The 21959-nt window shown below is 66.9% G+C and carries 21 protein-coding genes; 10 read left to right on the top strand and 11 right to left on the bottom strand.

Features of this window, described 5'->3' with window-relative positions; translation table 11 throughout:
- Window positions 1–2: 2 nt before the first annotated feature.
- Window positions 3–326, top strand: a complete 324-nt coding sequence (gene flgM, locus BA022_RS17245) for a flagellar biosynthesis anti-sigma factor FlgM (RefSeq protein ID WP_011806912.1) — start codon at window positions 3–5, stop codon at window positions 324–326.
- Between the two features lie 56 nt (window positions 327–382).
- Window positions 383–730 (top strand): hypothetical protein, encoded by a 348-nt coding sequence (locus BA022_RS17250; RefSeq protein ID WP_041836109.1) that lies wholly within the window; start codon window positions 383–385, stop codon window positions 728–730.
- Between the two features lie 260 nt (window positions 731–990).
- Here BA022_RS17250 and BA022_RS17255 read toward each other — a convergent pair whose 3' ends face one another.
- The 10 genes from BA022_RS17255 to BA022_RS17300 all read right to left on the bottom strand — a co-directional run bounded on the left by BA022_RS17255 (window position 991) and on the right by BA022_RS17300 (window position 12151).
- The gene (locus BA022_RS17255; protein ID WP_011806910.1) at window positions 991–1704 is read right to left on the bottom strand and encodes an RNA polymerase sigma factor FliA; all 714 of its coding nucleotides are present in this window, start codon (window positions 1702–1704) and stop codon (window positions 991–993) included.
- 4 nt (window positions 1705–1708) lie between these two features.
- Window positions 1709–2506, bottom strand: coding sequence for a hypothetical protein (locus tag BA022_RS17260; RefSeq protein WP_011806909.1), 798 nt, complete (start codon window positions 2504–2506; stop codon window positions 1709–1711).
- Window positions 2496–4088: a flagellar biosynthesis protein FlhF gene (flhF, locus tag BA022_RS17265; RefSeq protein WP_088888271.1), complete on the bottom strand. Its 1593-nt coding sequence runs from the start codon at window positions 4086–4088 to the stop codon at window positions 2496–2498. The genes BA022_RS17260 and flhF overlap by 11 nt, the downstream gene beginning before the upstream one ends.
- On the bottom strand, window positions 4085–6169 hold the full coding sequence (gene flhA, locus BA022_RS17270) for a flagellar biosynthesis protein FlhA (protein ID WP_088888272.1): 2085 nt from the start codon (window positions 6167–6169) through the stop codon (window positions 4085–4087). The genes flhF and flhA overlap by 4 nt, the downstream gene beginning before the upstream one ends.
- Window positions 6166–7338, bottom strand: coding sequence for an EscU/YscU/HrcU family type III secretion system export apparatus switch protein (locus tag BA022_RS17275; protein ID WP_088888273.1), 1173 nt, complete (start codon window positions 7336–7338; stop codon window positions 6166–6168). The genes flhA and BA022_RS17275 overlap by 4 nt, the downstream gene beginning before the upstream one ends.
- A gap of 222 nt (window positions 7339–7560) precedes the next feature.
- Window positions 7561–8190: a protein phosphatase CheZ gene (locus tag BA022_RS17280; protein ID WP_088888274.1), complete on the bottom strand. Its 630-nt coding sequence runs from the start codon at window positions 8188–8190 to the stop codon at window positions 7561–7563.
- Between the two features lie 2 nt (window positions 8191–8192).
- Window positions 8193–8579: a chemotaxis response regulator CheY gene (cheY, locus tag BA022_RS17285; RefSeq protein ID WP_011806904.1), complete on the bottom strand. Its 387-nt coding sequence runs from the start codon at window positions 8577–8579 to the stop codon at window positions 8193–8195.
- 61 nt (window positions 8580–8640) lie between these two features.
- Complete coding sequence (motB, locus tag BA022_RS17290) at window positions 8641–9582, bottom strand: flagellar motor protein MotB (protein WP_088888275.1); 942 nt, start codon at window positions 9580–9582, stop codon at window positions 8641–8643.
- Window positions 9583–9608: 26 nt separating this feature from the next.
- The gene (motA, locus tag BA022_RS17295; RefSeq protein WP_015914356.1) at window positions 9609–10469 is read right to left on the bottom strand and encodes a flagellar motor stator protein MotA; all 861 of its coding nucleotides are present in this window, start codon (window positions 10467–10469) and stop codon (window positions 9609–9611) included.
- Between the two features lie 206 nt (window positions 10470–10675).
- On the bottom strand, window positions 10676–12151 hold the full coding sequence (locus tag BA022_RS17300) for a flagellin N-terminal helical domain-containing protein (protein WP_088888276.1): 1476 nt from the start codon (window positions 12149–12151) through the stop codon (window positions 10676–10678).
- Window positions 12152–12484: 333 nt separating this feature from the next.
- On the opposite strand from BA022_RS17300, the gene BA022_RS17305 reads away from it, so the two are divergent.
- The 4 genes from BA022_RS17305 to BA022_RS17320 all read left to right on the top strand — a co-directional run bounded on the left by BA022_RS17305 (window position 12485) and on the right by BA022_RS17320 (window position 16409).
- Window positions 12485–13921 carry a flagellin N-terminal helical domain-containing protein gene (locus BA022_RS17305; RefSeq protein WP_088888277.1) on the top strand — a complete coding sequence of 479 codons (1437 nt, stop codon included), beginning with the start codon at window positions 12485–12487 and terminating at the stop codon, window positions 13919–13921.
- A gap of 230 nt (window positions 13922–14151) precedes the next feature.
- Window positions 14152–15600, top strand: coding sequence for a flagellar filament capping protein FliD (gene fliD / locus BA022_RS17310; RefSeq protein ID WP_088888658.1), 1449 nt, complete (start codon window positions 14152–14154; stop codon window positions 15598–15600).
- A gap of 65 nt (window positions 15601–15665) precedes the next feature.
- Entirely contained in the window at window positions 15666–16106 is a 441-nt protein-coding gene (gene fliS, locus BA022_RS17315) for a flagellar export chaperone FliS (RefSeq protein WP_088888278.1), read from the top strand.
- 3 nt (window positions 16107–16109) lie between these two features.
- Window positions 16110–16409 carry a flagellar protein FliT gene (locus BA022_RS17320; protein ID WP_015914351.1) on the top strand — a complete coding sequence of 100 codons (300 nt, stop codon included), beginning with the start codon at window positions 16110–16112 and terminating at the stop codon, window positions 16407–16409.
- A 180-nt stretch (window positions 16410–16589) separates the two neighbouring features.
- Here the strand turns inward: BA022_RS17320 and fliE are convergent, their stop codons facing one another.
- A complete protein-coding gene (gene fliE, locus BA022_RS17325) occupies window positions 16590–16901 on the bottom strand; it encodes a flagellar hook-basal body complex protein FliE (RefSeq protein ID WP_015914350.1) in 312 nt (103 codons plus the stop codon).
- 173 nt (window positions 16902–17074) lie between these two features.
- Between fliE and fliF the strand changes: the two genes are divergently transcribed.
- From fliF to fliI, 4 genes are read left to right on the top strand one after another with little or no spacing between them, the layout of a single operon-like run.
- The gene (fliF, locus tag BA022_RS17330; protein ID WP_088888279.1) at window positions 17075–18769 is read left to right on the top strand and encodes a flagellar basal-body MS-ring/collar protein FliF; all 1695 of its coding nucleotides are present in this window, start codon (window positions 17075–17077) and stop codon (window positions 18767–18769) included.
- Between the two features lie 33 nt (window positions 18770–18802).
- Window positions 18803–19798 carry a flagellar motor switch protein FliG gene (gene fliG, locus BA022_RS17335; RefSeq protein WP_011806893.1) on the top strand — a complete coding sequence of 332 codons (996 nt, stop codon included), beginning with the start codon at window positions 18803–18805 and terminating at the stop codon, window positions 19796–19798.
- 9 nt (window positions 19799–19807) lie between these two features.
- Window positions 19808–20542: a FliH/SctL family protein gene (locus BA022_RS17340; protein WP_011806892.1), complete on the top strand. Its 735-nt coding sequence runs from the start codon at window positions 19808–19810 to the stop codon at window positions 20540–20542.
- Window positions 20532–21935 (top strand): flagellar protein export ATPase FliI, encoded by a 1404-nt coding sequence (gene fliI / locus BA022_RS17345; RefSeq protein ID WP_088888280.1) that lies wholly within the window; start codon window positions 20532–20534, stop codon window positions 21933–21935. The genes BA022_RS17340 and fliI overlap by 11 nt, the downstream gene beginning before the upstream one ends.
- Window positions 21936–21959: the final 24 nt, after the last annotated feature.

Genomic DNA, 21959 nt, shown 5'->3' on the forward strand with positions numbered 1-21959 from the left:
CGATGAAGATTGGACACAACCCGGATACTGCGACTGCGCTGTCAAAGGCCGCTGCCAACAAGCAGCAGGCCAAGGCCGCCGCACCTGCGCCGGCCGCTGAAGAAGCGGCCCAGGGCGCGACGCGCGCCGCCGCAGGCGTGCCCGTCACGCTGTCGGCCGCCGCCCGCGGGGTGGACGCCACCAAGTCCACGGCCGACTTCGACACTGCCAAGGTCAAGGCGATCAAGGCCGCCATCGAAAAAGGCACCTTCCGCGTGGACGCCGAAGCCGTGGCCGACAAGCTGCTGGCCAACGCCTACGAAACCCTGTCCCACTCGCGGGGCTGACCCGCCCTCCTGGGCCGGCTGGCCCGCCGGGGTGACAGGCTCTAGACTTGCACCCCATGTCACTCGACGACACCCTCACCTCCATCGAAGCGCAGCTGCAGGACATGCAGGCTGCGCTTCTTGCTTCCAACCCCCAAACTTTTGAAGACACTGCGGTGCAGCTGCGCGGCGCTGCCATGGCGCTGGCCCAGGCCCTGGCGCCTGTGGCGGGCGCGCTGGAGCCCGCCGCTGCGCAAAGGGTGCAGGCCATCGGCCGGCAATTGACGCTGGTGCGCGACCAACTGGCGCGGGTGATGGCGCTGACTGAGCGGCAGGCGGCGTCGCTGCTGCCGCCCGTGGAGGGGGTGACTTACGGGCCTTCGTCCGGCGCCGCGGGGGCACGGATTTATCGGGCACCGGGGTGACTTTTAGCCCGAATTGCTGCCTGAGGCTTATGGGATAAGCGCTGGCAGCTATCTTTTTTGATGGGTTTCTGGGGTTTGATGTTGTTGACCGGGACCCGCCCCGGCGGGCGAGGCACTTTTCTTTGACAAAGCAAAGAAAGGTAGGTGCGCCGCCGGGCGCATATCCCGGCCAGCGCCATGAAAAGCCGCAGCACAAGCTCAAAAAAAATAGCTGCCCGCGCTTGTCCAGCGAGCGCAAAACAGCTATTTCATCCAAAAAATCAGTGCCCCCGCATCTTGGTCCGCAACCGCGCAATCGCCTGGCTGTGTAGCTGGCACACGCGCGATTCGGTCACGCCCAGGACGGCGGCGATTTCCTTCAGGTTCATGTCGTGCTCGTAGTACATGCCCATGATGTACTGCTCGCGCTCGGGCAGGGCCTTGATGGCCTCGACCAGCGAGGCGCGCAGGCGCTGGTCGCGCAGCACGGCCATGGGATCGGCGCCCTCGTCGGCCACGTGGCGGTCCAGGAAGCCCTCGTCCTCGTCATCGTGGTGAAAGTCTTCCAGGTACACCAGCTGCGTGCCGCGCACCTTGCTCAGCAGGGCTTGGTAGTCCTCCAGGCTCATGCCCAGTTCGGCGGCGATCTCGGACTCGATGGGGCTGCGGCCCAGGCGCTGCTCCACGCGGTGCAGGGCATGCTCGATGTCCTTTTGGCTCTTGCGCGAGCTGCGGCTCATCCAGTCGCCCTCGCGCAGCTCGTCGAGCATGGCGCCGCGGATGCGCTGGCTGGCAAAGGTCTCGAACTGCACGCCCTGCGCGACTTCGTAGCGCGAGAGCGCGTCGTTCAGACCGATCATGCCGACCTGGATCAGGTCGTCCAGCTCCACGTTGGGCGGGAGCTTGGCGATCATGTGGTGGGCGATGCGCCGCACCAGGGGCACGTGCTGGTGGAACAGCGCGTCCCGGTCGAGCTGGCCTTTCGCGGTGTACATCGGGTCAGTGGCTCCGGTCCAGGGGCGAGAGGGAGGCGCACAGGCTGTGGGGGGGCAGCAGGGGCATGGCAGCGTCAATGGTGCATGCGTTTTCCAGCAGTTGCAAGGCCAGCCGCTGGATGTCCTGCGCGCGCGCCGCGGCCACGGTGGTGGTGTGGACCTGCAGGCCCAGGTGGGTGCGCGCGCTGCGCTGCAGCGTGTCCAGCGCCTCGGCGGTCTGGCGGTGCTGCACAGGCTCCTGCGGCGCGAGGATGGACGCCACCGTGCAGCGCACGCCGGCGTGCAGCGCCATGTGCTTGAGCTGGCGGTAGCTGCGCACCATGCCTTGCGCGCCGGGGCCGGTCATGATCAGCGGTACGCTGGCGCTGCCGCGCAGCAGCGGCGCCAGTTGCTCGGGCGGCGCATGCAGCACCACCAGCGCGTAGGCGCGAAACAAGGGCTGCAGGCGCTGCAGCACGGCGGCGCCATGGTGTTCGGACTGCTGCGCCAGGCGGGCCAGCCCGCGGGCCGCGGGAACCACGGCCAGCGACGCGCCGGTAGCGGAGGCCAGCGTCTGCGCGCCGTTCCAGGGAGCCGGGTGCAGCAGCTGGTCCAGGCCGGGCATGTGCGGGCTCTCGAGCGCCGTGCCGTCCAGCACCACGACGGGGTAGCCCAGGCGCTGCAGGCTGGAGCACAGCTGCCACAGCATCTCCAGCCACGGGCCGCTGCCCGGCTGGCTCAGCACGGCCAGCAGGCGCAGGTCCTGCTGCGGCGTGTAGCTGTGCAGCCCGGCGGCCTGGTGCAAAGCGGTATCAAGCAACATCGGCCATCCCTCGCTCATCGGCCGTTTCCGTGGCGTGCGAGAAGAAGAAGTTCAACTCGGCGGCCTTGGGGTCGAAGGCCGACTTCACGCTCGTGCGCATGGAGGCGCTCACGAGCTTGCGGGCGTCGGCCGCTTCCCAGTCCTCGGGCACGCGCTGGCCGTTGGTCACGCCGCGCAGCACCATCTGGTGGCGGATCAGCGCATCAATGGCGGGGCCCAGCTTCACGGCCTCGTCCACCTTGGACAGGATGGCCTGCTGCGAGCCGGTGGTCTTGAAGCCGGTGAGCACGTCGTCCAGCGTATCGCCGTGGCTGCTGGCGTTGAGCACCAGCAGGCGCTTGACACCGGGCAGCGCCAGCACGTCCAGCAGGTCGCGCTTGCGCGGGTCGCGCGGGGCCACGCCCGTGGTGTCGATGAGCACCATCTTCTTGGACGACAGCAGGCCCAGCAGGTCCTGCAGCGCCGCGCGGTCGTGCGCCAGGTGCGCCACCACGCCCAGCATGCGGCCGTAGGAGCGCAACTGCTCGTGCGCGCCCACGCGGTAGGTGTCCAGCGTGATCAGGCCCACGCTGGCGGGGCCGTGGATGCGCGCGCACAAGGCGGCCAGCTTGGCGGTGGTGGTGGTCTTGCCCACGCCGGTGGCGCCCACCATGGCGAAGATGCCGCCTTCCTCGTACAGCGGCAGCGTCTGCGCGTCGGTGCGCAGGTTGCGCTCCAGCACTTCCATGAGCCAGCGCACGGCGTCCTGGGCGCCCAGATGCTCGGGCAGGTGTTCCAGCACCGCGCGCGAGAGGGCGGGCGAATAGCCCGCACGGATGAGCTTGAGCATCAGCGTGGACTGGATCGGGTTCTGGCGGGCCTGGCCCAGCCAGGCCAGGGTGTTGAAGCGGTCCTCGATCAGCTCCTTCATGGACTGCAGTTCCTTCATGAGGTTCTGCTGTCCCAGGCCGGCCGCCAGCGTGGGCGCGGCTGTGGCGGGCGCCTCGGCGCGGCGCGGCGTGAGCTGCTCGGCGCCCAGGGCGGCATGCATGGGCCGCAATGGGTTGTGGCGTGCCACCGGGGCATTCACGGGCTGTGGCGCGGGTGGCTCGGGCAGGCGCTCAGCGCGGGGTTCGAAGCGTGGCTCGGGCAGACCGCGCTCCAGCGCGGCGCGCTCGTTCAGGGGCGCGGGGGCGCTCGTGCCGTTCAGGGCCTCGTGGCGGCGGCGCAGCATGCGCTCGCGCACATAGTCCTGGAACGACAGCGTGCTCATGGCCAGTTGCTCGGTATCGTGCGCCACGGTGCTGCGTGCCGCGGGCGCCGGCTGGCGTGCGGGCTGCGGGACAGGGGCTGCATGGGGCTGCGTCTGGGACATGCGCACCGGCTGGCTCGCGGCCAGGTCGTCGGCGCGCTCCTGCAGACGGTTGGGTGCCGGCTCGGCACCGCCGTGCAGGGACGACAGCGCGTCCTCGGCCGTGGCCACCACCTCGACGCCGCCCGCCGTGGGGCGGTTGGACAGGATCAGCGTGCCTTCACCGAAGGCCATGCGCGCCTTGGCCAGGGCCTCCCGTGCGGTGGGAGCGGTAAAGCGTTTGATGTTCATGCGGATGCACCTTTGAGGATCGGGCCGATGCGGATGGTGTGGGTCTCAGGAATCTCGCTGTGGGCGAGCACCTGCAAGCGGGGAGCCACGCGCCGCACCAGGCGGGCGATGGCGTTGCGGATCTGGTCAGGCACCAGCAGACAGGCGGGCATGCCCAGCTCTTCCTGCTGCAGGGCGACTTCGGCGGCCTTGTGGGTGAGCAGGTCGGCCACGCCGGGGTCCAGCGCCGGGCCGCTGGCATTGCCCAGGGCCTGCATCAGCAGGCGCTCCAGCCCGGGCTCGATGGCGATGACGCTGAGCTCGCGCGTGGGGCCGTAGATCTGCTGCACGATGGCGGGGGACAGGGCGATGCGCACGCGGCGCGCCAGTTCCACGGGGTCTTGCGTGCTGCCGGCGTGTTCCGCCAGCGTCTCGATGATGGTGCGGATGTCGCGGATGTGCACGGACTCCTCCAGCAACAGCTGCAGCACTTTCTGGAATGTTGTGATGGACACCATCTTGGGCACGACTTCTTCGATGAGTTTGGGTGCCAGCCGGGTCACATGCTCCACGAGCTGCTGCGTCTCGGTGCGGCTCAGGAGCTTGGCGGCGTGCACTTGCATCAAGTGTGACAAATGGGTCGCCATCACGGTTTCCGAATCAACCACGGTAAAGCCTGCCATTTGTGCCGCTTCCTTCTGCGCGGCGTCGATCCAGTGCGCGGGCAGGCCGAAGGCGGGGTCGGTGGTGGGAGTGCCGATCAGCGGCGTGGAGATGCCGCCGGGGTTGATGGCCAGGTACATGCCGGGGAAGGCCTCGCCTTCGCCCACCACCACACCGCGCAGCGTGATGCGGTAGGCGCTGGGCTTGAGCTCCAGGTTGTCGCGCACATGCACGGCCGGCGGCAGGAAGCCCACCTCCTGCGCAAACTTGCGGCGCACGCCCTTGATGCGCGTGAGCAGGTCGCCCTGGCGGCTCTTGTCCACCAAGGCGATCAGGCGGTAGCCCAGCTCCAGGCCCAGCAGGTCCACGGGTTGCAGGTCGTCCCAGCTGGCCTCGCCGTCGCTCACGGGCGCGGGGGCTTCTTCCACCGGGGCGGGGCGGCGCTGGCGCTGCAGCAGCATCCAGGCGCCGTAGCCGAGGAGGCTGCCCATGACCAGGAACACGGTGTGCGGCATGCCGGGGATGAGGCCCAGCAGGATCAGCACGCCCGCGGTCACGCCCAGCACGCGCGGCGACATGAGCAACTGCTGCACGATCTGCTGACCCATGTCGGAGTCCTTGCCCACGCGCGAGATCACCATCGCGGCCGCGACGGAAATCAGCAGGCCGGGGATCTGGGCCACCAGCGCATCGCCCACGGCCAGCAGGATGTAGCTGTTGGCGGCATCGTTGGCCGACAGGCCATGCTGCAGCATGCCGATGGCGAAGCCGCCCACGATGTTGATGATCAGGATCAGGATGCCGGCGACGGCATCGCCGCGCACGAACTTGCTCGCGCCGTCCATGGAGCCGAAGAAGTTGGCCTCTTCCTGCACCTCGGCGCGGCGGCGCTTGGCTTCCTTCTCGTCGATCAGGCCGGCGTTCAGGTCGGCATCCACGGCCATCTGCTTGCCGGGCATGGCGTCCAGCGTGAAGCGGGCCGACACCTCGGCGATGCGCTCCGCGCCCTTGGTCACCACCACGAAGTTGATCACCACCAGGATCGCAAACACGATCAGGCCCACGGCGAAGTTGCCCCCGATCAGGAAGTGGCCGAAGGCCTCGATCACCGCGCCGGCCGCGCCCGGGCCGGTGTGGCCTTCCAGCAGCACCACGCGGGTGGACGCCACGTTCAGCGACAGGCGCATCAGCGTGGTGAGCAGCAGCACCGAAGGGAAGGCCGCGAAGTCCAGCGGCTTGATCATGTACGCGGCCACCATCATCACCATCAGCGCCACGGCGATGTTGAGGGTGAAGAAGGTGTCCAGCATCCAGGGCGGCACGGGCAGCACCATCAGCGCCAGGATGGCCACTACCAGCAGCGGAGCCGACAGCCCCTGCAGTGCCGGGCCGTGGTTGCCGGCCCATTGCCGGACGGAATGGATCGAGGGGGACGTCATCTTGCGTTACCTGTGGCGGGTGCGGGGCGCCGGGTGTGGTGGGCGCTGTGGGGGTCGAGCTCGGGCGGCACGTAGGGATCGGGCTGGGCCTCGGGCATGCGGCCATCGCCGCGCAGCGCGGCCTTCAGGCGGTACACGTAGGCCAGCACCTGGGCCACGGCGGTGTACAGCTGTGCGGGAATCGGTTGCTCCAGCTCGGCGTGCGCATACAGCGCGCGCGCCAGCATGGGGGACTGCAGCACGGGCACGCCATGCGCCTGGGCCACTTCGCGGATCTTGAAGGCCAGCAGGTCGGTGCCCTTGGAGACGACCTGGGGTGCGCCCATGGTGGCGTCGTCGTACTTCAGGGCCACGGCGTAGTGCGTGGGGTTCATGACCACGAAGTCGGCCTTGGGCACGGCGGTGATGCTGGCGCCGTCGGCGATCTCGCGCGCGCGCTGGCGCTGGCGGCCCTTGAGCTGCGGGTTGCCGTCGGATTCCTTGTGCTCCTGCTTGACTTCCTCGTGCGACATCTTCAGGCGCGACTTGAAGAAGAACGCCTGTAGCGGCACGTCCACCACGGCGAACAGGAACACCACCAGCAGCAGCAGGCTGGTGCCCGAGACGATCCAGTCGCCCACGTGGCGCAGCGACATGGGCGAAGGCTGCAGCACCAGCGCGGCCATCTTCTCGATGCTCTGGCCCATGAAGTTCCAGGCCACGAACGACAGGATGCCGGTCATGAGCACCATCTTGCTCACGTTGGCGAGCTGCTGCTTGGAAAACAGGTTGGTGAAGCCGGTCAGTGGGTTGAGCCGGTTGAACTGCGGCGTGATGGGCTTGAAGCTGAACACCCAGCCGCCCGCGCCCACGGCGCTCAGCAGCGCCGCGCCACCGGTGAGCGCTGCGAAGCTGGCGCTGGCCAGCAGGCCCACGCCCGCCATGGTCTGCAGGCGCTCCAGCATGTGGCCGGGCGCCTGCACGGTGGCCGCGTTGAATGCGAGCTGCTGGCGCATCGCGCGCTGCAGGTATTCCACGAACCAGGGCGCGAGCACCAGCAGCGCCAGCGCGCCCATGCCCAGGATGGCCAGGTGCGACAGGTCCCGCGAGCGCGCGGCCTGGCCGTCGCTGCGCGCTTTCTGGAGCTTGCGCTCGGTTGCTGGAAGGTTTTTGTCTTGGCTCGAGCTCATGGCGGCGTGACTGCTGGGTCACGCCATTGTCGGGAGCGGGGGCGAAAGCTAAAGCCCGAATAAAGGGGTTGCGCCGGCGTTATTCGCGGCGGTGGCGGCGGGTGCGCCGACGATTAGATTGCTATTAAAATAATAGCTGTTTGCGCTTGTACAGTGGGCGTTAGAGCCTGATTTGGCTGAGGTTTATGTCATGCGCCGGGCTCCTGCCTGGGCCCGGCCGCGTCAGAACCCCAGACTGGCCAGCAGGTCGTCCACCTGCGACTGGCTGGTCACCACGTCGGGTGCGGACTCGGGATTGACCACGGGCCCCTGCAGTTGGTCGCGCCGCGGCTCGGGCGCGATGGGTGTTTGCGCCTGCGGCGGCGCGGTCTGGATCAGCAACTGCACCAGCTGCTGCTCGATCGTCGCCGCCAGGTTCACCACGCGCGCTATCACCTGGCCGGTGAGATCGTGGAAGTCCTGCGCCATCATGATCTCGGTCAGGTGGCTGTCAGCCTCCTGCGTGGCGCGCTCCACATCGGTCAGGAAGTTGTAGATCTCGCCCTTGGCCACCGCGGCCACGGGGTCGGCCACCAGCGAGGTGACCACGCGGCGCGTTTCCGAGGCCACGTGGTCGTGCAGCGACTTGGCCTGCTCCACCCGGCCCAGCACCTTCTCGGCCGCCTCGCCCGTCAAGCGGGCGATGTAGGACAGGCGGCTTTGCGCATCGGGCAGCTCACCCATGGTGCCGCGCAACTGGTCCGCGTAGCCGAGCTCGTTCAGGGCGGAATGCAGCTGCCGCGTGAGCAGGCCTATCTTGTGGTGGACGTCGTCTGTCCCGTCGGCTGGCGCGCCGTTTTCTGCCGCCGTCATGCTCACAGCCCCATTTTCTTGAGGATCAGGTTGACCTTCTCTTCCAGCGTGGCCTTGGTGAAGGGCTTGACGATGTAGCCGGCGGCGCCGCCCTGGGCGGCGGCGACGATGTCTTCCTTGCGCGCCTCGGCCGTCACCATCAGCACGGGCAGGTGCTTGAGCTTGTCGTCCTTCTTGATCTCGCCCAGCAACTGGAAGCCGTTCATGTTCGGCATGTTGATGTCGGTGACCACGAAGTCGAACTTGCCGTTGCGCAGCTTGTTCAGTGCCGCCACGCCGTCTTCGGCCTCGTCGGCATCAGCGAAACCGCTTTCCTTGAGCAAGTTGCGGACGATGCGCCGCATGGTGGAAAAGTCGTCAACGATCAGAAAGCGAAGGGCGGAGGACACAAAGGACCCTTTCGGTGAATATGGGGCTATTGTCGTAAGTCATCAGCAACGTGACAAGTTGTTACTGATTCGGCGATGAGGAAGCTGGATTGTCCTGCTTTTCTGCCACGGGCGACGGTAACGGAAATACCATGTTCTTTTTACCCATGAGCCGCTCTTCGGCTTCATGGGTGAGTACGGTGATGGTGATACGCCGGTTCACGGCGGCGCGGGGGTTCTCGGGCTCCAGTAGATCGCTGGCGGCCATGCCCACCACGCGGCCCAGCTTGGCGTCGGGCATGCCCGCGGCCACCAGTTCGCGACGCGAGGCGTTGGCGCGGTCGGCCGACAGCTCCCAGTTGCTGTAGCCGCGGTCGCCGTTGCCATAAGGCACGGCATCCGTGTGGCCGGAAAGGCTGATGCGGTTTTCTACCCCGCCCAAAGCTGCACCAATCTGGTGCAGGATGTCGCGCATGTAGGGTTTGACCAGCGCGCTGCCACTGTCGAACATGGGGCGGTTCTGATCGTCCACGATCTGGATCTGCAGGCCGTCGGGCGTCAGGTCCAGCCGGATCTGCGAGCGGTATTCGTTCAGGCGAGGGCTCTCGGTAATCATTGCCTCGATCTTGGTCTGCAGCGCCTTGATGCGCTGGGCGTCCTGCCGGGCACGCTCGGCGCGCGAGGCCTCCACACTGGAGCGCATGTTGGTGGAGCTGTCGGAATTGGAGCGGCGCACCTGCCCGTGCACCTTGGACAGGTCGTTGCCGCCGCCCGGGATCACGCTGGAGCTGTTGCCCGCCCCGTCGCCGCCCTGCATCGCCACCTTGAGCGGCGACGAGAAGTAGGCCGCAATGCCCTGCAGCTCGCCCTTGGCGGTGGAGCCCAGCAGCCACATCAGCAGGAAGAAGGCCATCATGGCCGTCACGAAGTCGGCGTAGGCGATCTTCCATGCGCCGCCGTGCGGCGCATGGGGGCGCTTCTTGGCGCGCTTGATGATGATGGGCTGGAGCTTCTTTTCGGCCATGGCAAAGGCGGTTCAGGCGTGGCGCGTCACTTCTTGCCCTTGACGTGGGCTTCCAGCTCGACGAAGCCCGGGCGGTCCCCGGAGAACAGCACCTTGCGGCCGAACTCGATGGAGGTGGCGGGGTTGTAGCCCTGCATGCTGGCCAGCAGGGTGGACTTGATGCACTCGTATTCCTTGGCGGCGTCAGCGGCCTTTTGCTCCAGCAGCCCGGCCAGCGGCTCCACCGCGCCGTAGGCCAGCAGAATGCCCAGGAAGGTGCCCACCAGCGCCGACGCAATCATGCCCCCCAGCACGGCGGGCGGCTGGCCCACCGAGCCCATGGTGTTCACCACCCCGAGCACCGCGGCCACGATACCGAAGGCCGGCAGGGCGCCGGCCAGCCGCGTGAGCGCCGCCACGGGGGCGTGCGCCTCGGCGTGGTGGGTTTCGATCTCGCTATCCATCAGCGCCTCGATCTCGTGGGCGTTCAGGTTGCCCGAAACCATCATGCGCAGGTAGTCGGTGGTGAATTCGATCACGTGCGGGTCGCTGCCCACGGTAGGGAATTTCTTGAACAGCTCTGATTCCTTGGGCGACTCCACGTCCTGCTCGATCGACATCAGCCCTTCCTTGCGGGCCTTCTGCAGGATCTCGTAGAGCATGGCCATCAGCTCCATGTAGCGCGCCTTGGTGTATTTGTTGCCTTTGAACACCTGGGGCAGCGTGGCCATGGTGGCTTTGAGCACCTTGGGCTGGTTGGTCACGATGAATGAGCCCAGCGCGGCCCCGCCGATGGTGATCATTTCAAAGGGCAGGGCCGTCAGCAGCACCTGAACGTTGCCGCCATGGGCGACGAACACGCCGAAGACGCAGCCGAAGGTGATGATGTAGCCGAGGATGACGAGCATGCTGGGGTTCTAAACGGGCAAAGCGGGCATGGGAGCCCCGCAGCCTTGCATAAGGGAATGACTTTTGTATCGGATTGTCGCGAGAAAAATGAAGCCGGCTTGACCGGGTTCCCTTGTCAAGGGTCGGTGATTCCCATGAAAAAGAGCTGTAGTGCCCACGGTCAGGGCGCTGGCAGCTCTTATTTTGGAAGCAGTAACGGACCGCCTTATTTCAGCAAGGCCAGCACGCCCTGCGGGATCTGGTTGGCCTGGGCCACCATGGCGGTGCCGGCCTGCTGCAGGATCTGGGTGCGCGACAGGTTGGCCGTTTCGGCCGCGAAGTCGGCGTCCTGGATGCGGCCACGCGAGGCGGACATGTTCTCGGAAGAGGTGTTCAGGTTCGCGATCGTCGTCTCGAAGCGGGCCTGCAAGGCGCCGAAGCTGGCCCGCTGGCCGTTCACTGCCGCCAGGGCGGAATCGATGATCTTCAGCGCTTTGGTGGAGCCGTCCACGGTGGACACGTCAATGGTATTGACGGAGTTCAGCGTGGAAGGCGTTGCCGTGACGGGAGGCGTGCCGGTGAGATTTCCGATGGAAAAGCCCTTGTCGGAGTTCATTTCCAGGTAACCGCGGGCCGTCGCGTACCCTCCTGCCGGCGCGGCGGCCACGCCGGCCACGAAAGTCGGGGTTCCCGAGCTGGCAGACGTCACGGCATCGTAGGCGCCGACGGCGAGCGTGTTGCCGGCCGCGGAATTGTTCTGGATCTGGATGTCGGCCCCCGACTCGTTGATCAGGATGATGCCGTCCCCGTCCGCATTCAGCTTGGCGGTGATGCCCGTCTGGGACGACACGTCATTGAAGGCCTTGATGCCCTCGGCCAGGCCTGCCGCGGTGGCGCCTGCGGTGCTGACGCTGAAGGTGACGTTTGCCGCGGTGGCGTTGTCGCCCACCACCGCGAGGGAATAGGAACCACCGGCCACAAAGGTCGTCAGCTCGACCTGGTTGCGTGCGGAGGCCGTCACCCCGGTCGCTTCCGACGCAGCATTGATCTTGGCTGCAGCCGTCGCCAGGGTGTCCGTAGCGGTGAGGTTGATCGTCTTGGTCTGAAGCCCCGCCACGTCGAACGTGCCGGTCAGCGGCGTGGGGGTGTTGGTGGCGGTGACCACCACTGGCGCGGACTGCTTCAACTGCGCTCCGTAGGTGGCAGTACGGAAGTTGCCCGTGGTGGCGGTGATGGTCTGGTTGGCATTCGCGCCCACCTGGAAGGTGGCGGAGCCGAACGAGCCGTCCAGCAGCTTCTGGCCGTTGAACTCCGTGGTCACGGCCAGGCGGTCCAGCTCGGACAGCAGCTGGCCCACTTCGGCCTGCAGGGCCTTGCGGTCGGAGGCGCTGTTGGTGGCGTTGGCCGACTGCACGGACAGTTCACGCACGCGCTGCAGGATGTTGCCCGCTCCCGCCAGGGCGCTTTCGGCCACCTGCGCCAGCGAGATACCGTCGTTGGCATTGCGTGCCGCCTGGTTCAGGCCGCGGATCTGGCTGGTGAAGCGTTCGGAGATGGCCAGGCCGGCGGCGTCGTCCTTGGCGCTGTTGATGCGCAGGCCCGACGACAGGCGCTGGATGGAGGTATTGAGCGAACCCTGGCTGACCCCCAGATTGCGCTGGGCGGTCAACGAGGCGACGTTGGTATTGATGGTAGCTGCCATGGCGGAACTCCTGCGTGGCTGGAAACGATGATTTCTGCCGGCTTAAGCGTGGCCCCTCCGGCGGACTGTGCGGGAACGATGGGCAGATTGTGGAGAGCCGGCGTGGGGGCGTTGCCGCGATAAGCGGCGCAAAAACCGTCCAGTCCGTGCGTTTGTCCCTAAAGTTTTCCAGCCACAGCCCGAAAACACATTCAACGGGCCGTTTGAAACAAGAAGTGACGACCCGCCGTTCAACAAGGCGCCCATGGGGGCCCTGTGAACCCTGAGGCCAGACGGTTCTGGGCCCAGATGGCGGTAACGCCTTATTCAGTCAGTTCTTTCAGGAGATTTGCAATGGCATCGACCATCAATACCAACGTCGCCTCGTTGACCGCCCAGCGCAACCTGGGCATGAGCCAGGCCTCCCTCAACACCTCCATCCAGCGCCTGTCGTCGGGCCTGCGCATCAACAGCGCCAAGGATGACGCCGCCGGCCTGGCCATCTCCGAGCGCTTCACCAGCCAGATCCGCGGCCTGAACCAGGCCGTGCGCAACGCCAACGACGGCATCTCGCTGGCCCAGACGGCTGAAGGCGCACTGAAGGCGTCCGGCGACATCCTGCAGCGTGTGCGCGAACTGTCCGTGCAGTCTGCCAACGCCACCAACAGCGCCTCCGACCGCAAGGCCATCCAGGCTGAAGTGGGCCAGCTGCTGTCCGAACTGGACCGCATCTCCGTGACCACCGAGTTCAACGGCCAGAAGCTGCTGGACGGCTCGTTCGGCTCCGCCACCTTCCAGGTGGGCGCGAATGCCAACCAGACCATCACCGCCACGACGGGCAACTTCCGCACGACGACCTATGGCGCGCAACTCAAGGCTTCTGCGAGTGTGGCAGCCGGTACCGCTGTGCCTGCCAGCGCTGCGGCAACAGTGATTGTGAATGGTCTGCAGAGCAAGACCTTGAATGTGGACGCATCTGATACGGCTGCCAAGATCGCTGCTGCAGTCAATGGCGCGGCGGAAACCACTGGTGTTACAGCATCGGCGCGCAATGTGTCGGAATTCAAGGTGACGACTGCTGGCGCCGTGTCTCTGGCGATCAAAGGCGATAACACCACTACGGCTGCCAACATCACCTTCTCGGCCACTACGACGACAGACTTGGCTGAGGGTGTGAAGGCATTCAATGATGTGTCGTCCCAAACGGGTATCACCGCCAAGCTCAATAGCGCTGGAGATGGCATCATCCTTACGAACGATGCAGGCGCGGATATCGAGATCACCAACAACTCGACAGCCGCCGCTGTTTCCTTGGCTGCTCAGAACGCAACGGCCAGTACGTTGACTTTCAGCGGCGCACAGGCCACTGCAGCCGGCGCTACCGCGGTATCGCGGGGCACCGTGGAATTCAGCTCCGACAAGGGCTTCTCGCTGGGGGGAACTTCTGCCTATGTAGCCGCAGGCGCCTCCACGCTGAACTCGGTCAACCAGATCGACGTTTCCACGGTCGATGGGTCCACCAAGGCCCTGAAGATCATCGATTCCGCCCTGGCGGCCGTGAACGGCCAGCGCGCTAGCTTCGGTGCCCTGCAGTCCCGCTTCGAGACCGCCGTGAACAACCTGCAGACTTCTTCCGAAAATATGTCCGCCTCGCGCGGCCGCATCCAGGACGCTGACTTCGCGGCTGAAACGGCCAACCTGTCGCGCACGCAGATCCTGCAGCAGGCCGGCACCGCCATGGTGGCCCAGGCCAACCAGCTGCCCCAGGGCGTGCTGGCCCTGCTGCGCTGATACGGCAGCCTTCAGGTGAGACGCGGGATTCGTTCCCGCATCTCTCCCCGAGCGCGGCAGTGAGATTCTCACGGCCGCGCTTTCCCGCTTGTGGGGTGGCATGGCGAGCGTGACGTGCGGGATTGGCGGGATTCTTCCGTCCTATTCAACGAGACGCACAGGGCCCTTCGGCTTGATAATTTCTGGCGTTACCGGCACGCATGCCGGTTTGCATGCATACGGAGATGGTCATGGCAAGTTTTTCCTCGATCGGTATCGGCCTGGGCGGCAATGTGGACGTCAATGGGCTGATCAAGGCGTCGGTAGATGCCGTCAAGCTGCCCATCACGAAGACCAACGGCCTGCAACAGCAGGCGGCGCTCACCAGTGCCAAGGTGTCTACCTTCGGCCAATTCAAGTCGCTGGTGTCCACGCTGGCGGACGCGGCCAGCAAACTCACCAGCGTCACCGGGTGGAATGGCGTCAAGGCCACTTCCTCCAATGCCGACGCGGTATCCGTCAGCGCGGTGGGCGGCGCAGCGGTCACGTCCTTCAGCGTGCAGGTGCAGAACCTGGCGATGGCCCAGTCGTCCATGTCGGCCGCGTTGCAGCCCACCAAGCAGCCGGTGGGTGCGGGCACGCTGACGCTGGCCACGGGAACCTGGGCGGGCGATCCCAAGGCATTCACCGCGGGTAGCGGCGAGGCGGTCAACCTCGAGATCAGCGCCACCGACACGCTGGCCGACGTGGCCAGCAAGATCAACGGGTCCAAGGCCGGGGTGACCGCCACGGTGTTGAACGACGCGTCGGGCGAACGGCTGCTGCTGCGCAGCAAGACCACCGGCGAGGCGGCCGGGTTCCAACTGAGCGTGTCCGACGGGGACGGCAACCTGGCCGACGGCGCCGGCCTGTCGCGCCTGTCCACCGGAATGACCACGGAATACGCACGCAATGCCAACGCCACGGTGAACGGCATCGCCGTCAGTTCCGCGACCAATGCGTTCGCCGATACCGTGGCGGGCGTGACCTTCACGGCCAACAAGGTCACCACGGAGGCCGTGACGTTGACCGTGGAGAAGGACACTTCGGCGGTCAAGAAGAACATCGAGGCCTTCGTTGCCGCGTACAACGCTGTCAACAGCGCGCTCAACGAAAGCACCAAGTACGACAAGGAGACGCAGACCGCCGGCCTGCTGCAGGGGGACTCCACCGTGCTGGCCCTGCAGAACACGCTGCGCATGGCGTTGCAGTCCGTCAACAGCGCGGGTGCGTTGCGCAACCTGTCGGCCGTCGGCGTGGTGTCCGCGGGCGGGCTGGGGCTGGGCAACGTTTCGCCGGACGGCTCTCTGGAGCTCAACGCCACGAAATTCAACAAGGCGATGGAAGATCCCGATGCCGTGAAGGAATTCTTCCGCGGGCCCGAGGGCGGGCGCGTGGAAGACGGCTTTGCCGGCAAGTTCAAGGCCATGACGTCCCAGCTGCTCGACACGGACGGGTTCTTTGCTTCCAAGACCAAGCTGTACGAGAGCGCACTCAAGCTCAATGCCAAGGAGATCGAGCGCATCACCGACCGCGCCGACCGCCTGGAAAAGAGCCTGACGCAACGCTACACGGCGCTGGACACGAAGATGGCGTCGCTCAATGCGCTGAACGCCTACATCGCCCAGCAGGTCACCACCTGGAACAAGTCCTCGGGCTGAAAGCGCTTCAGTTTGACGGCGCGATGCCGATAAATTGAATAGCAGCCAGCTCAAGGATTACCGCCATGTTCAGTGCCCTCAACCCCCGCGCAGCGTCCGCCTACCAGCGGATCAATGTCGAAACCAGCATGCACACGATCGACCAGCACCAGTTGGTCAGCCTGCTGCTGGATGGCGTGCTGAGCGCCGTGGCCACCGCCCGTGGCGCGCTGGCGCGCAGCGACGTGCTGACCAAGTGCAACAGCATCTCCAAGGCCGTGCGCATCCTGGAAGAGGGCCTGATGACCGCGCTGGACCGCGAGTCCGGCGGCGAGGTGGCGGCGAACCTGGAGGCGGTGTACGACTACGCGCTGCGCCGGCTCATTGAGGCGAACGCCGGCAATGACGACGCCAAGCTGCAGGAGGTGGCCCGCCTGATCGAGCCGATCGCGCTGGCCTGGAAAGAGATGAAGAAGAGTACCGAGGCGGCCAACGACGTGGCGCAGCCCGCGCTGGCGGAGGCCTGAAGAATGCCCGACATGCTGATTGACTACTACAAGGCCATCGAGGACAGCAGCGCCAAGATGCTGGAGGCGGCCAAGCTCAAGGACTGGGACGGCGTGGTGCGCTACGAGGGCACCTGCGCGGTGCTCATCGAGCAGTTGCGCTACCAGTCGCAGCAGCAGGAACTGGCGCCTGAGCACCGCAAGGAAAAGGCCCGCATCATGCAGCGCATCCTGCGCAACGATGCCCAGATCCGCTGCCTGGCCGAGCCCTGGCTGGCGCAGTTCGAGCACCTGTTCGACGGGCAGCCGCAGATGATGCACTGACGTTGTGCTTTCCTTCCCTGGCTGCGGCGTGGTGGCGCCGCGCGGGGGCTGCAGGGGCAATGCAAAAAGCCGGCACCGCAAGGTGGCCGGCTTTCTTATATGCGAAATATGCCTCTAGCGCTTATCCAGTAAGCGCTAGCAGCTATCAAATCATGAGTCAAAGCCGCGTCGATGCGCGCCTTACACCTGCATGTTCATGATGTCGGTGTAGGCCTGCACCATGCGGTTGCGCACATGCAGAGTGGCCTGGAAGCCGATCTGTGCTTTCTGCATGGCGACCATGGTTTCCTCGATGCTGACGTTGGGGTTTTCCAGTTGCACTTCGCGCTGCAGGCCGCTGGCCTGGTCCTGCGCGGCGCTCACGGACTGCAGCGCGTTCTTGAACGCCGAGGAAAAGCCGGCCTCCTGCACGCCTTCCTGCGGCGCGGTGACGCGGCGCGCCACCTGGGTGCCGGTGAGGGGAAACTGGGTGCTGTTGATGCGCAGGTCCATGGTGGGATCGGGAAATGTCAGGAATGGCGCAATCGTAGGGCGCTGTGGGGCGCGCAGAGGCGGGAAATGATGGCCAAAGCCGCGCTTTATCGGCTGAACGGCGGACGGGGCGGATTCCATAATCGCCGCACGCCAGAGCCTCGCCTGGCGCCCGTCTTTTTGTGGAAAACCCGATGTCTGCAGTTGCCGAAGTACCCGTCGCTCCGCCTCCCGTCGCCAGCCCTGGCTGGCCGCAGCGGCTGGCCTCGCTCGACCGTCCCGCACGCCTGCGCCTGGGGGTGGTGGCAGCGCTGCTGGTCGCGGCGCTGCTGGCCGCGTTCTTCTACAGCCGCCAGCCCGACTACCGGGTGCTGTTCTCCGGCCTGAACGACAAGGACGGCGGCGCCATCGTGGCGCAGCTGTCGCAGATGAATGTGCCTTACAAGTACACCGAAGGGGGCGGTGCCATCCTCGTGCCGGCCGAGCGCGTGCACGACGTGCGCCTGCGCCTGGCCACGCAGGGCCTGCCCAAGGGGTCGGTGACCGGGTTCGAGCTGATGGAGACCAACCGCTTCGGTGTCACCCAGTTCCAGGAGCGCCTGAACTTCCAGCGCGGGCTGGAGGGGGAGCTCACGCGCTCGATCCAGGCGCTGGCCTCGGTGCAAAGCGCACGCGTGCACCTGGCGCTGCCACAGCAAAACGGTTTCTTCCGCGAGCAGCAAAAGCCCTCGGCCTCGGTGCTGCTCAGCCTGTACCCCGGGCGCTTCCTGGACCGCGCACAGCTCGCAGGCATCGTGCACCTGGTGGCCTCCAGCGTGCCGGAACTCGCTCCCTCAGCCGTGAGCGTGCTGGACGATACCGGCAAGCTGCTGTCGCAGACGCCCGACATGGCCGGCGCCGGCGTGGACGCGCAGCAATTGGCCTATGTGCAGCAGATCGAGCAGCAGTACGCACGCCGCATCCTGGACCTGCTGGAGCCCGTCGTGGGCAAGAACAACGTGAAGGCCCAGGTGACCGCCGAAGTGGACTTCAACCAGACCGAGTCCACCGTCGAGCAGCACAAGCCCAACCTGGCGCCCGATGCCAGCGCCGTGCGCAGCCAGCAGGTGGTGGAAAGCGGCGGCACGCCCGGCGCGCAGCCACCCACGGGCGTGCCTGGTGCGGTGACCAACCAGCCGCCGCAGGCCTCTGCGGCTCCCATCAACGGCGCCAACCCCGCGCCCACGGCGGCCGGTGGCGCGCCGGGCAGCGGCGCTGCGGGCCAGGCCAAGCGCGAGTCCATCACCAACTATGAGGTGGACAAGACCACCCAGGTGACGCGCGGCGGCGCCGGCGCCATCAAGCGTGTGAACGCGGCCGTGGTGGTGAATTACCAGCCCGTGAGCGAAGGACCGGGCAAGCCCGCGGTGAACAAGGCGCTGACGCCTGAACAGCTGGAGCAGATGACGGCGCTGGTGCGCGAGACGATCGGCTTCAACAAGGAGCGCGGCGATTCCGTCAACCTCATGAATGCCCCCTTCCTGGTGGATGAGGTCCCCCCGGGCGAACTGCCGCTGTGGAAGCAGCCCGAAACGATCGAGTTGGCCAAGACGCTGGGCTGGCCGCTGGGCATCTCGCTGGCCGCGGCCATCCTGCTGCTGGGGCTGCTGCGCCCGGCGCTCAAGGCCCGCGCCCGCGCCGTGCAGATGGCGGCGCAGCAGCCGGCGGGGGCGCAGCTGAGTGCCATCGCCTCCGAAGAATTGCAGCGCCCCGGCCTGCCGGCGCCTACGCAACCCGAAGAGCTGCAGCCCACGGCGGAGCAACTGCGCCTGGAAGAGGCGCGCCAACTGGCCCGCGACAACCCCGTCGCGGTGGCCAGCATCCTCAAAACCTGGGTCAATGGCGACTGACGCCGCCGGCCCGCACCGAATCACGAGACTGTCATGGACGAGCAAGGCCTGAACGACGCCGCCATCATGCTGATGTCCCTGGGCGAGGAAGAGGCCGCCGAGGTCTTCAAGCACCTGTCGCCCAAGGAAGTGCAGAAGCTGGGCGAGACCATCGCGCGCATGCGCACCGTCTCCCGCGAGAAGGTGGACGAGGTGCTCAACCGTTTCACCAGCGACGCGGCCGCGCAAAGCCTGCTGGTGTCCGACACCAGCAACTACGTGCGTGCCGTGCTCAAGCGCGCCCTGGGCGACGACAAGGCCGCGTTGCTGATCGACCGCATCCTGCAGGGCGGCGACGTGTCGGGCATCGAAAGCCTGAAGTGGATGGATCCGCTGTCGGTGGCCGAGCTGCTGCGCAACGAGCATCCGCAGATCGTCGCGGCCATCCTGGTGCACCTGGACGCGGAGCAGTCCTCGGCCATCCTGATGCACCTGACCGAGCGCCAGCGCAGCGAAGTGATGCTGCGCATCGCCACGCTGGAGGGCATACAGCCCACGGCCTTGAAGGACCTGAACGAGGTCCTGTTCAAGGTGCTGGCCGGCGGCGACAAGGTGCGCAAGAGCTCGCTGGGCGGCATCAAGGCGGCAGCCGAGATCATCAACCTGCTGGGCTCGGGCATGGATGCGGCGGTGCTGGAGTCCATTCGCGGCTATGACATGGACCTGGCCCAGAAGATCATGGACAAGATGTTCGTGTTCGACGACATCGTCAAGCTCGACAACCGCGCCATCCAGACCGTGCTGCGCGAAGTGGCTTCCGAGACCCTGGTGGTTGCGCTCAAGGGGGCGCAGCCCGAGGTGCGCGACAAGATTCTGTCCAACATGTCCTCGCGCGCCGCAGAGGCGCTGCGCGAAGACCTGGAGTCGCGCGGCCCGATGCGCCTGTCCGAGGTGGAGGCGCAGCAAAAGGAAATCCTCAAGACGGTGCGGCGCCTGGCCGACGAGGGCCAGATCGCGCTGGCCAGCGGCGGCGACGACGCCTTTGTGTAGGACTGATCAATGACCCGGTCCCTGCGTTATTACACCCGCTTCATCCCGCGCGAAGAGGTGGGCGACGTCACCCGTTGGGAGTTCGGTGACGTGGAGTTTCCCCCGGGCAGCCAGCCGCTGGCGCCCGAGCCGCCGGTGCTGGAGCCCGAGGCGGCGCCCGTGGAGCCTGGCATCGACGAGGCGCAGCACCAGGCCCTGGTGCAGCAGGCGCGCGAGGAGGGCTATGCCCAGGGCCTGGCCGAAGGCCAGGAGCAGACGCGGCTGCAGTGGCAGCAGCGCATGGACGACTACGTGGCCGGCCAGGGGCGCGAAGGCGCCGAGCGGCTGGCCCGGCTCGCCCAGGCGCTGGAAGAAAGCTTCACCGGCATGCAGCAGGGCATGGCGCAGGAGGTATTGCAACTGGCCTGCGACATCGCGCGCCAGGTGGTGCGCCAGGAGGTCGCGGGCAATTCCCAGGCGGTGCTGCCCGTGGTGCGCGAGGCGCTGGGCATGCTGGTCAGCGAGGCGCGGCCCGCCACCGTGCGCCTGAACCCGGGCGACTGGGCCGCGCTGGAGCAGCCGCTGCGGGAGGAGTTTCCCGCCGGCCGCATCCAGTGGCTGGCCGACACCGCCGTGGAGCCTGGCGACTGCCAGGTGGAGTCGGGCGGCATGGTGGTGGACGGGTCGCTGGACAAGCGCTGGCGCCGTGCCATTGCCGCGCTGGGTCTGACCGCGGCCTGGAAGGACGTGGACCATGGCGATTGAGCCGGCCCGCGCCTGGGATGATTTCATGGCACAGGCGCGCGCGCGCCTGGCGCCGGAGCAGCCGCTGGAGACGCGCGGCACGCTCACCCGCCTGACCGGCCTGGTACTCGAAGCCACCGGCATCCGCGTGCCCGTGGGGTCGCAGTGCCAGGTGCAGATGAACGGCCAGGAGCCAGTGCTGGCCGAGGTGGTGGGGTTCGCGGGCGACACGGCCTACCTGATGCCCGCGGGAGACATCCATGGCCTGTCCAGCGGCGCCAGCGTGATGCCGGCTCCCGCCTACGTGCCGGCGTTGCAGTTGGGCGCGGCGCCGGTGGAGGAAGCCGGCGCGGGCGTGGGCGCACTGCTTCTTCCCATGGGTGACGGCCTGCTGGGCCGTGTGGTGGATTCGCAGGGCAACCCCCTGGACCATGCGGGACCGCTGGCGCAGGTGACGGCCCAGCCCATGGACCGCAGCCCCATCAATGCCATGGAGCGCGACCCGGTGCGCGAGCCGCTGGACACCGGCGTGCGCGCCATCAATGCCCTGCTCACCGTGGGCCGTGGCCAGCGGCTGGGCCTGTTCGCCGGCTCGGGCGTGGGCAAGAGCGTCCTGCTGGGCATGATGGCCCGCTACACCCAGGCCGACGTGATCGTGGTCGGCCTGATCGGTGAGCGCGGGCGCGAGGTCAAGGAATTCGTCGAAGACATCCTGGGCGTGCAGGACCGCGGCCGCGCCGTGGTGGTGGCCGCACCGGCCGATGCACCGCCGCTCCTGCGCATGCAGGGCGCGGCCTATGCCACGGCGATTGCCGAGCACTTCCGCGACAAGGGCCAGCATGTGCTGCTGCTCATGGACTCGCTCACGCGCTACGCCATGGCGCAGCGCGAGATCGCCCTGGCGATCGGTGAGCCCCCGGCCACCAAGGGCTACCCGCCCAGCTGTTTCGCCAAGCTGCCGGCGTTGGTGGAGCGCAGCGGCAACGGACTGAACGGCGTGGGCTCCATTACCGCCTTCTACACCGTACTGTCCGAGGGCGACGACCAGCAGGACCCGATCGCCGACGCAGCCCGCGCGATCCTGGACGGGCACATCGTGCTGTCGCGCGCGCTGGCCGAAAGCGGGCACTACCCGGCCATCGACATCGAGCAATCTGCCTCGCGCGTGATGCACAACGTCGTGCCGCGCGCGCACTTCGAGCTGGCGCGAGGCTTCCGCGCGGTGTACTCGCGCTATCAGAAGAGCCGTGATTTGATCCAGGTCGGCGCATACATGAGCGGATCCGACCCGCAGCTGGACGAGGCGATCCGCCTGCAGCCGGGCATGACAGCCTTTTTGCAGCAGAGCATGTTCGAGGCCGCCCCCATGGACGACAGCATCGCCGCCATGGGCCAGGCGCTGGAAGGCGCGTGAGGCTAGGGCGATGGAAGGGCACGC

The sequence above is a fragment of the Diaphorobacter nitroreducens genome, assembly GCF_002214645.1.
In the GTDB taxonomy this organism is placed as follows: Bacteria; Pseudomonadota; Gammaproteobacteria; order Burkholderiales; family Burkholderiaceae_C; genus Diaphorobacter; species Diaphorobacter nitroreducens.

Bases quoted from the DNA above. Each gene is read 5' to 3' on its own strand.
- flgM (WP_011806912.1), top strand. From the start codon at position 3: ATGAAGATTGGACACAACCCGGATACTGCGACTGCGCTGTCAAAGGCC.
- BA022_RS17250 (WP_041836109.1), top strand. From the start codon at position 383: ATGTCACTCGACGACACCCTCACCTCCATCGAAGCGCAGCTGCAGGAC.
- BA022_RS17255 (WP_011806910.1), bottom strand. From the start codon at position 1,704: ATGTACACCGCGAAAGGCCAGCTCGACCGGGACGCGCTGTTCCACCAG.
- BA022_RS17260 (WP_011806909.1), bottom strand. From the start codon at position 2,506: ATGTTGCTTGATACCGCTTTGCACCAGGCCGCCGGGCTGCACAGCTAC.
- flhF (WP_088888271.1), bottom strand. From the start codon at position 4,088: ATGAACATCAAACGCTTTACCGCTCCCACCGCACGGGAGGCCCTGGCC.
- flhA (WP_088888272.1), bottom strand. From the start codon at position 6,169: ATGACGTCCCCCTCGATCCATTCCGTCCGGCAATGGGCCGGCAACCAC.
- BA022_RS17275 (WP_088888273.1), bottom strand. From the start codon at position 7,338: ATGAGCTCGAGCCAAGACAAAAACCTTCCAGCAACCGAGCGCAAGCTC.
- BA022_RS17280 (WP_088888274.1), bottom strand. From the start codon at position 8,190: ATGACGGCGGCAGAAAACGGCGCGCCAGCCGACGGGACAGACGACGTC.
- motB (WP_088888275.1), bottom strand. From the start codon at position 9,582: ATGGCCGAAAAGAAGCTCCAGCCCATCATCATCAAGCGCGCCAAGAAG.
- motA (WP_015914356.1), bottom strand. From the start codon at position 10,469: ATGCTCGTCATCCTCGGCTACATCATCACCTTCGGCTGCGTCTTCGGC.
- BA022_RS17300 (WP_088888276.1), bottom strand. From the start codon at position 12,151: ATGGCAGCTACCATCAATACCAACGTCGCCTCGTTGACCGCCCAGCGC.
- BA022_RS17305 (WP_088888277.1), top strand. From the start codon at position 12,485: ATGGCATCGACCATCAATACCAACGTCGCCTCGTTGACCGCCCAGCGC.
- fliD (WP_088888658.1), top strand. From the start codon at position 14,152: ATGGCAAGTTTTTCCTCGATCGGTATCGGCCTGGGCGGCAATGTGGAC.
- fliS (WP_088888278.1), top strand. From the start codon at position 15,666: ATGTTCAGTGCCCTCAACCCCCGCGCAGCGTCCGCCTACCAGCGGATC.
- BA022_RS17320 (WP_015914351.1), top strand. From the start codon at position 16,110: ATGCCCGACATGCTGATTGACTACTACAAGGCCATCGAGGACAGCAGC.
- fliE (WP_015914350.1), bottom strand. From the start codon at position 16,901: ATGGACCTGCGCATCAACAGCACCCAGTTTCCCCTCACCGGCACCCAG.
- fliF (WP_088888279.1), top strand. From the start codon at position 17,075: ATGTCTGCAGTTGCCGAAGTACCCGTCGCTCCGCCTCCCGTCGCCAGC.
- fliG (WP_011806893.1), top strand. From the start codon at position 18,803: ATGGACGAGCAAGGCCTGAACGACGCCGCCATCATGCTGATGTCCCTG.
- BA022_RS17340 (WP_011806892.1), top strand. From the start codon at position 19,808: ATGACCCGGTCCCTGCGTTATTACACCCGCTTCATCCCGCGCGAAGAG.
- fliI (WP_088888280.1), top strand. From the start codon at position 20,532: ATGGCGATTGAGCCGGCCCGCGCCTGGGATGATTTCATGGCACAGGCG.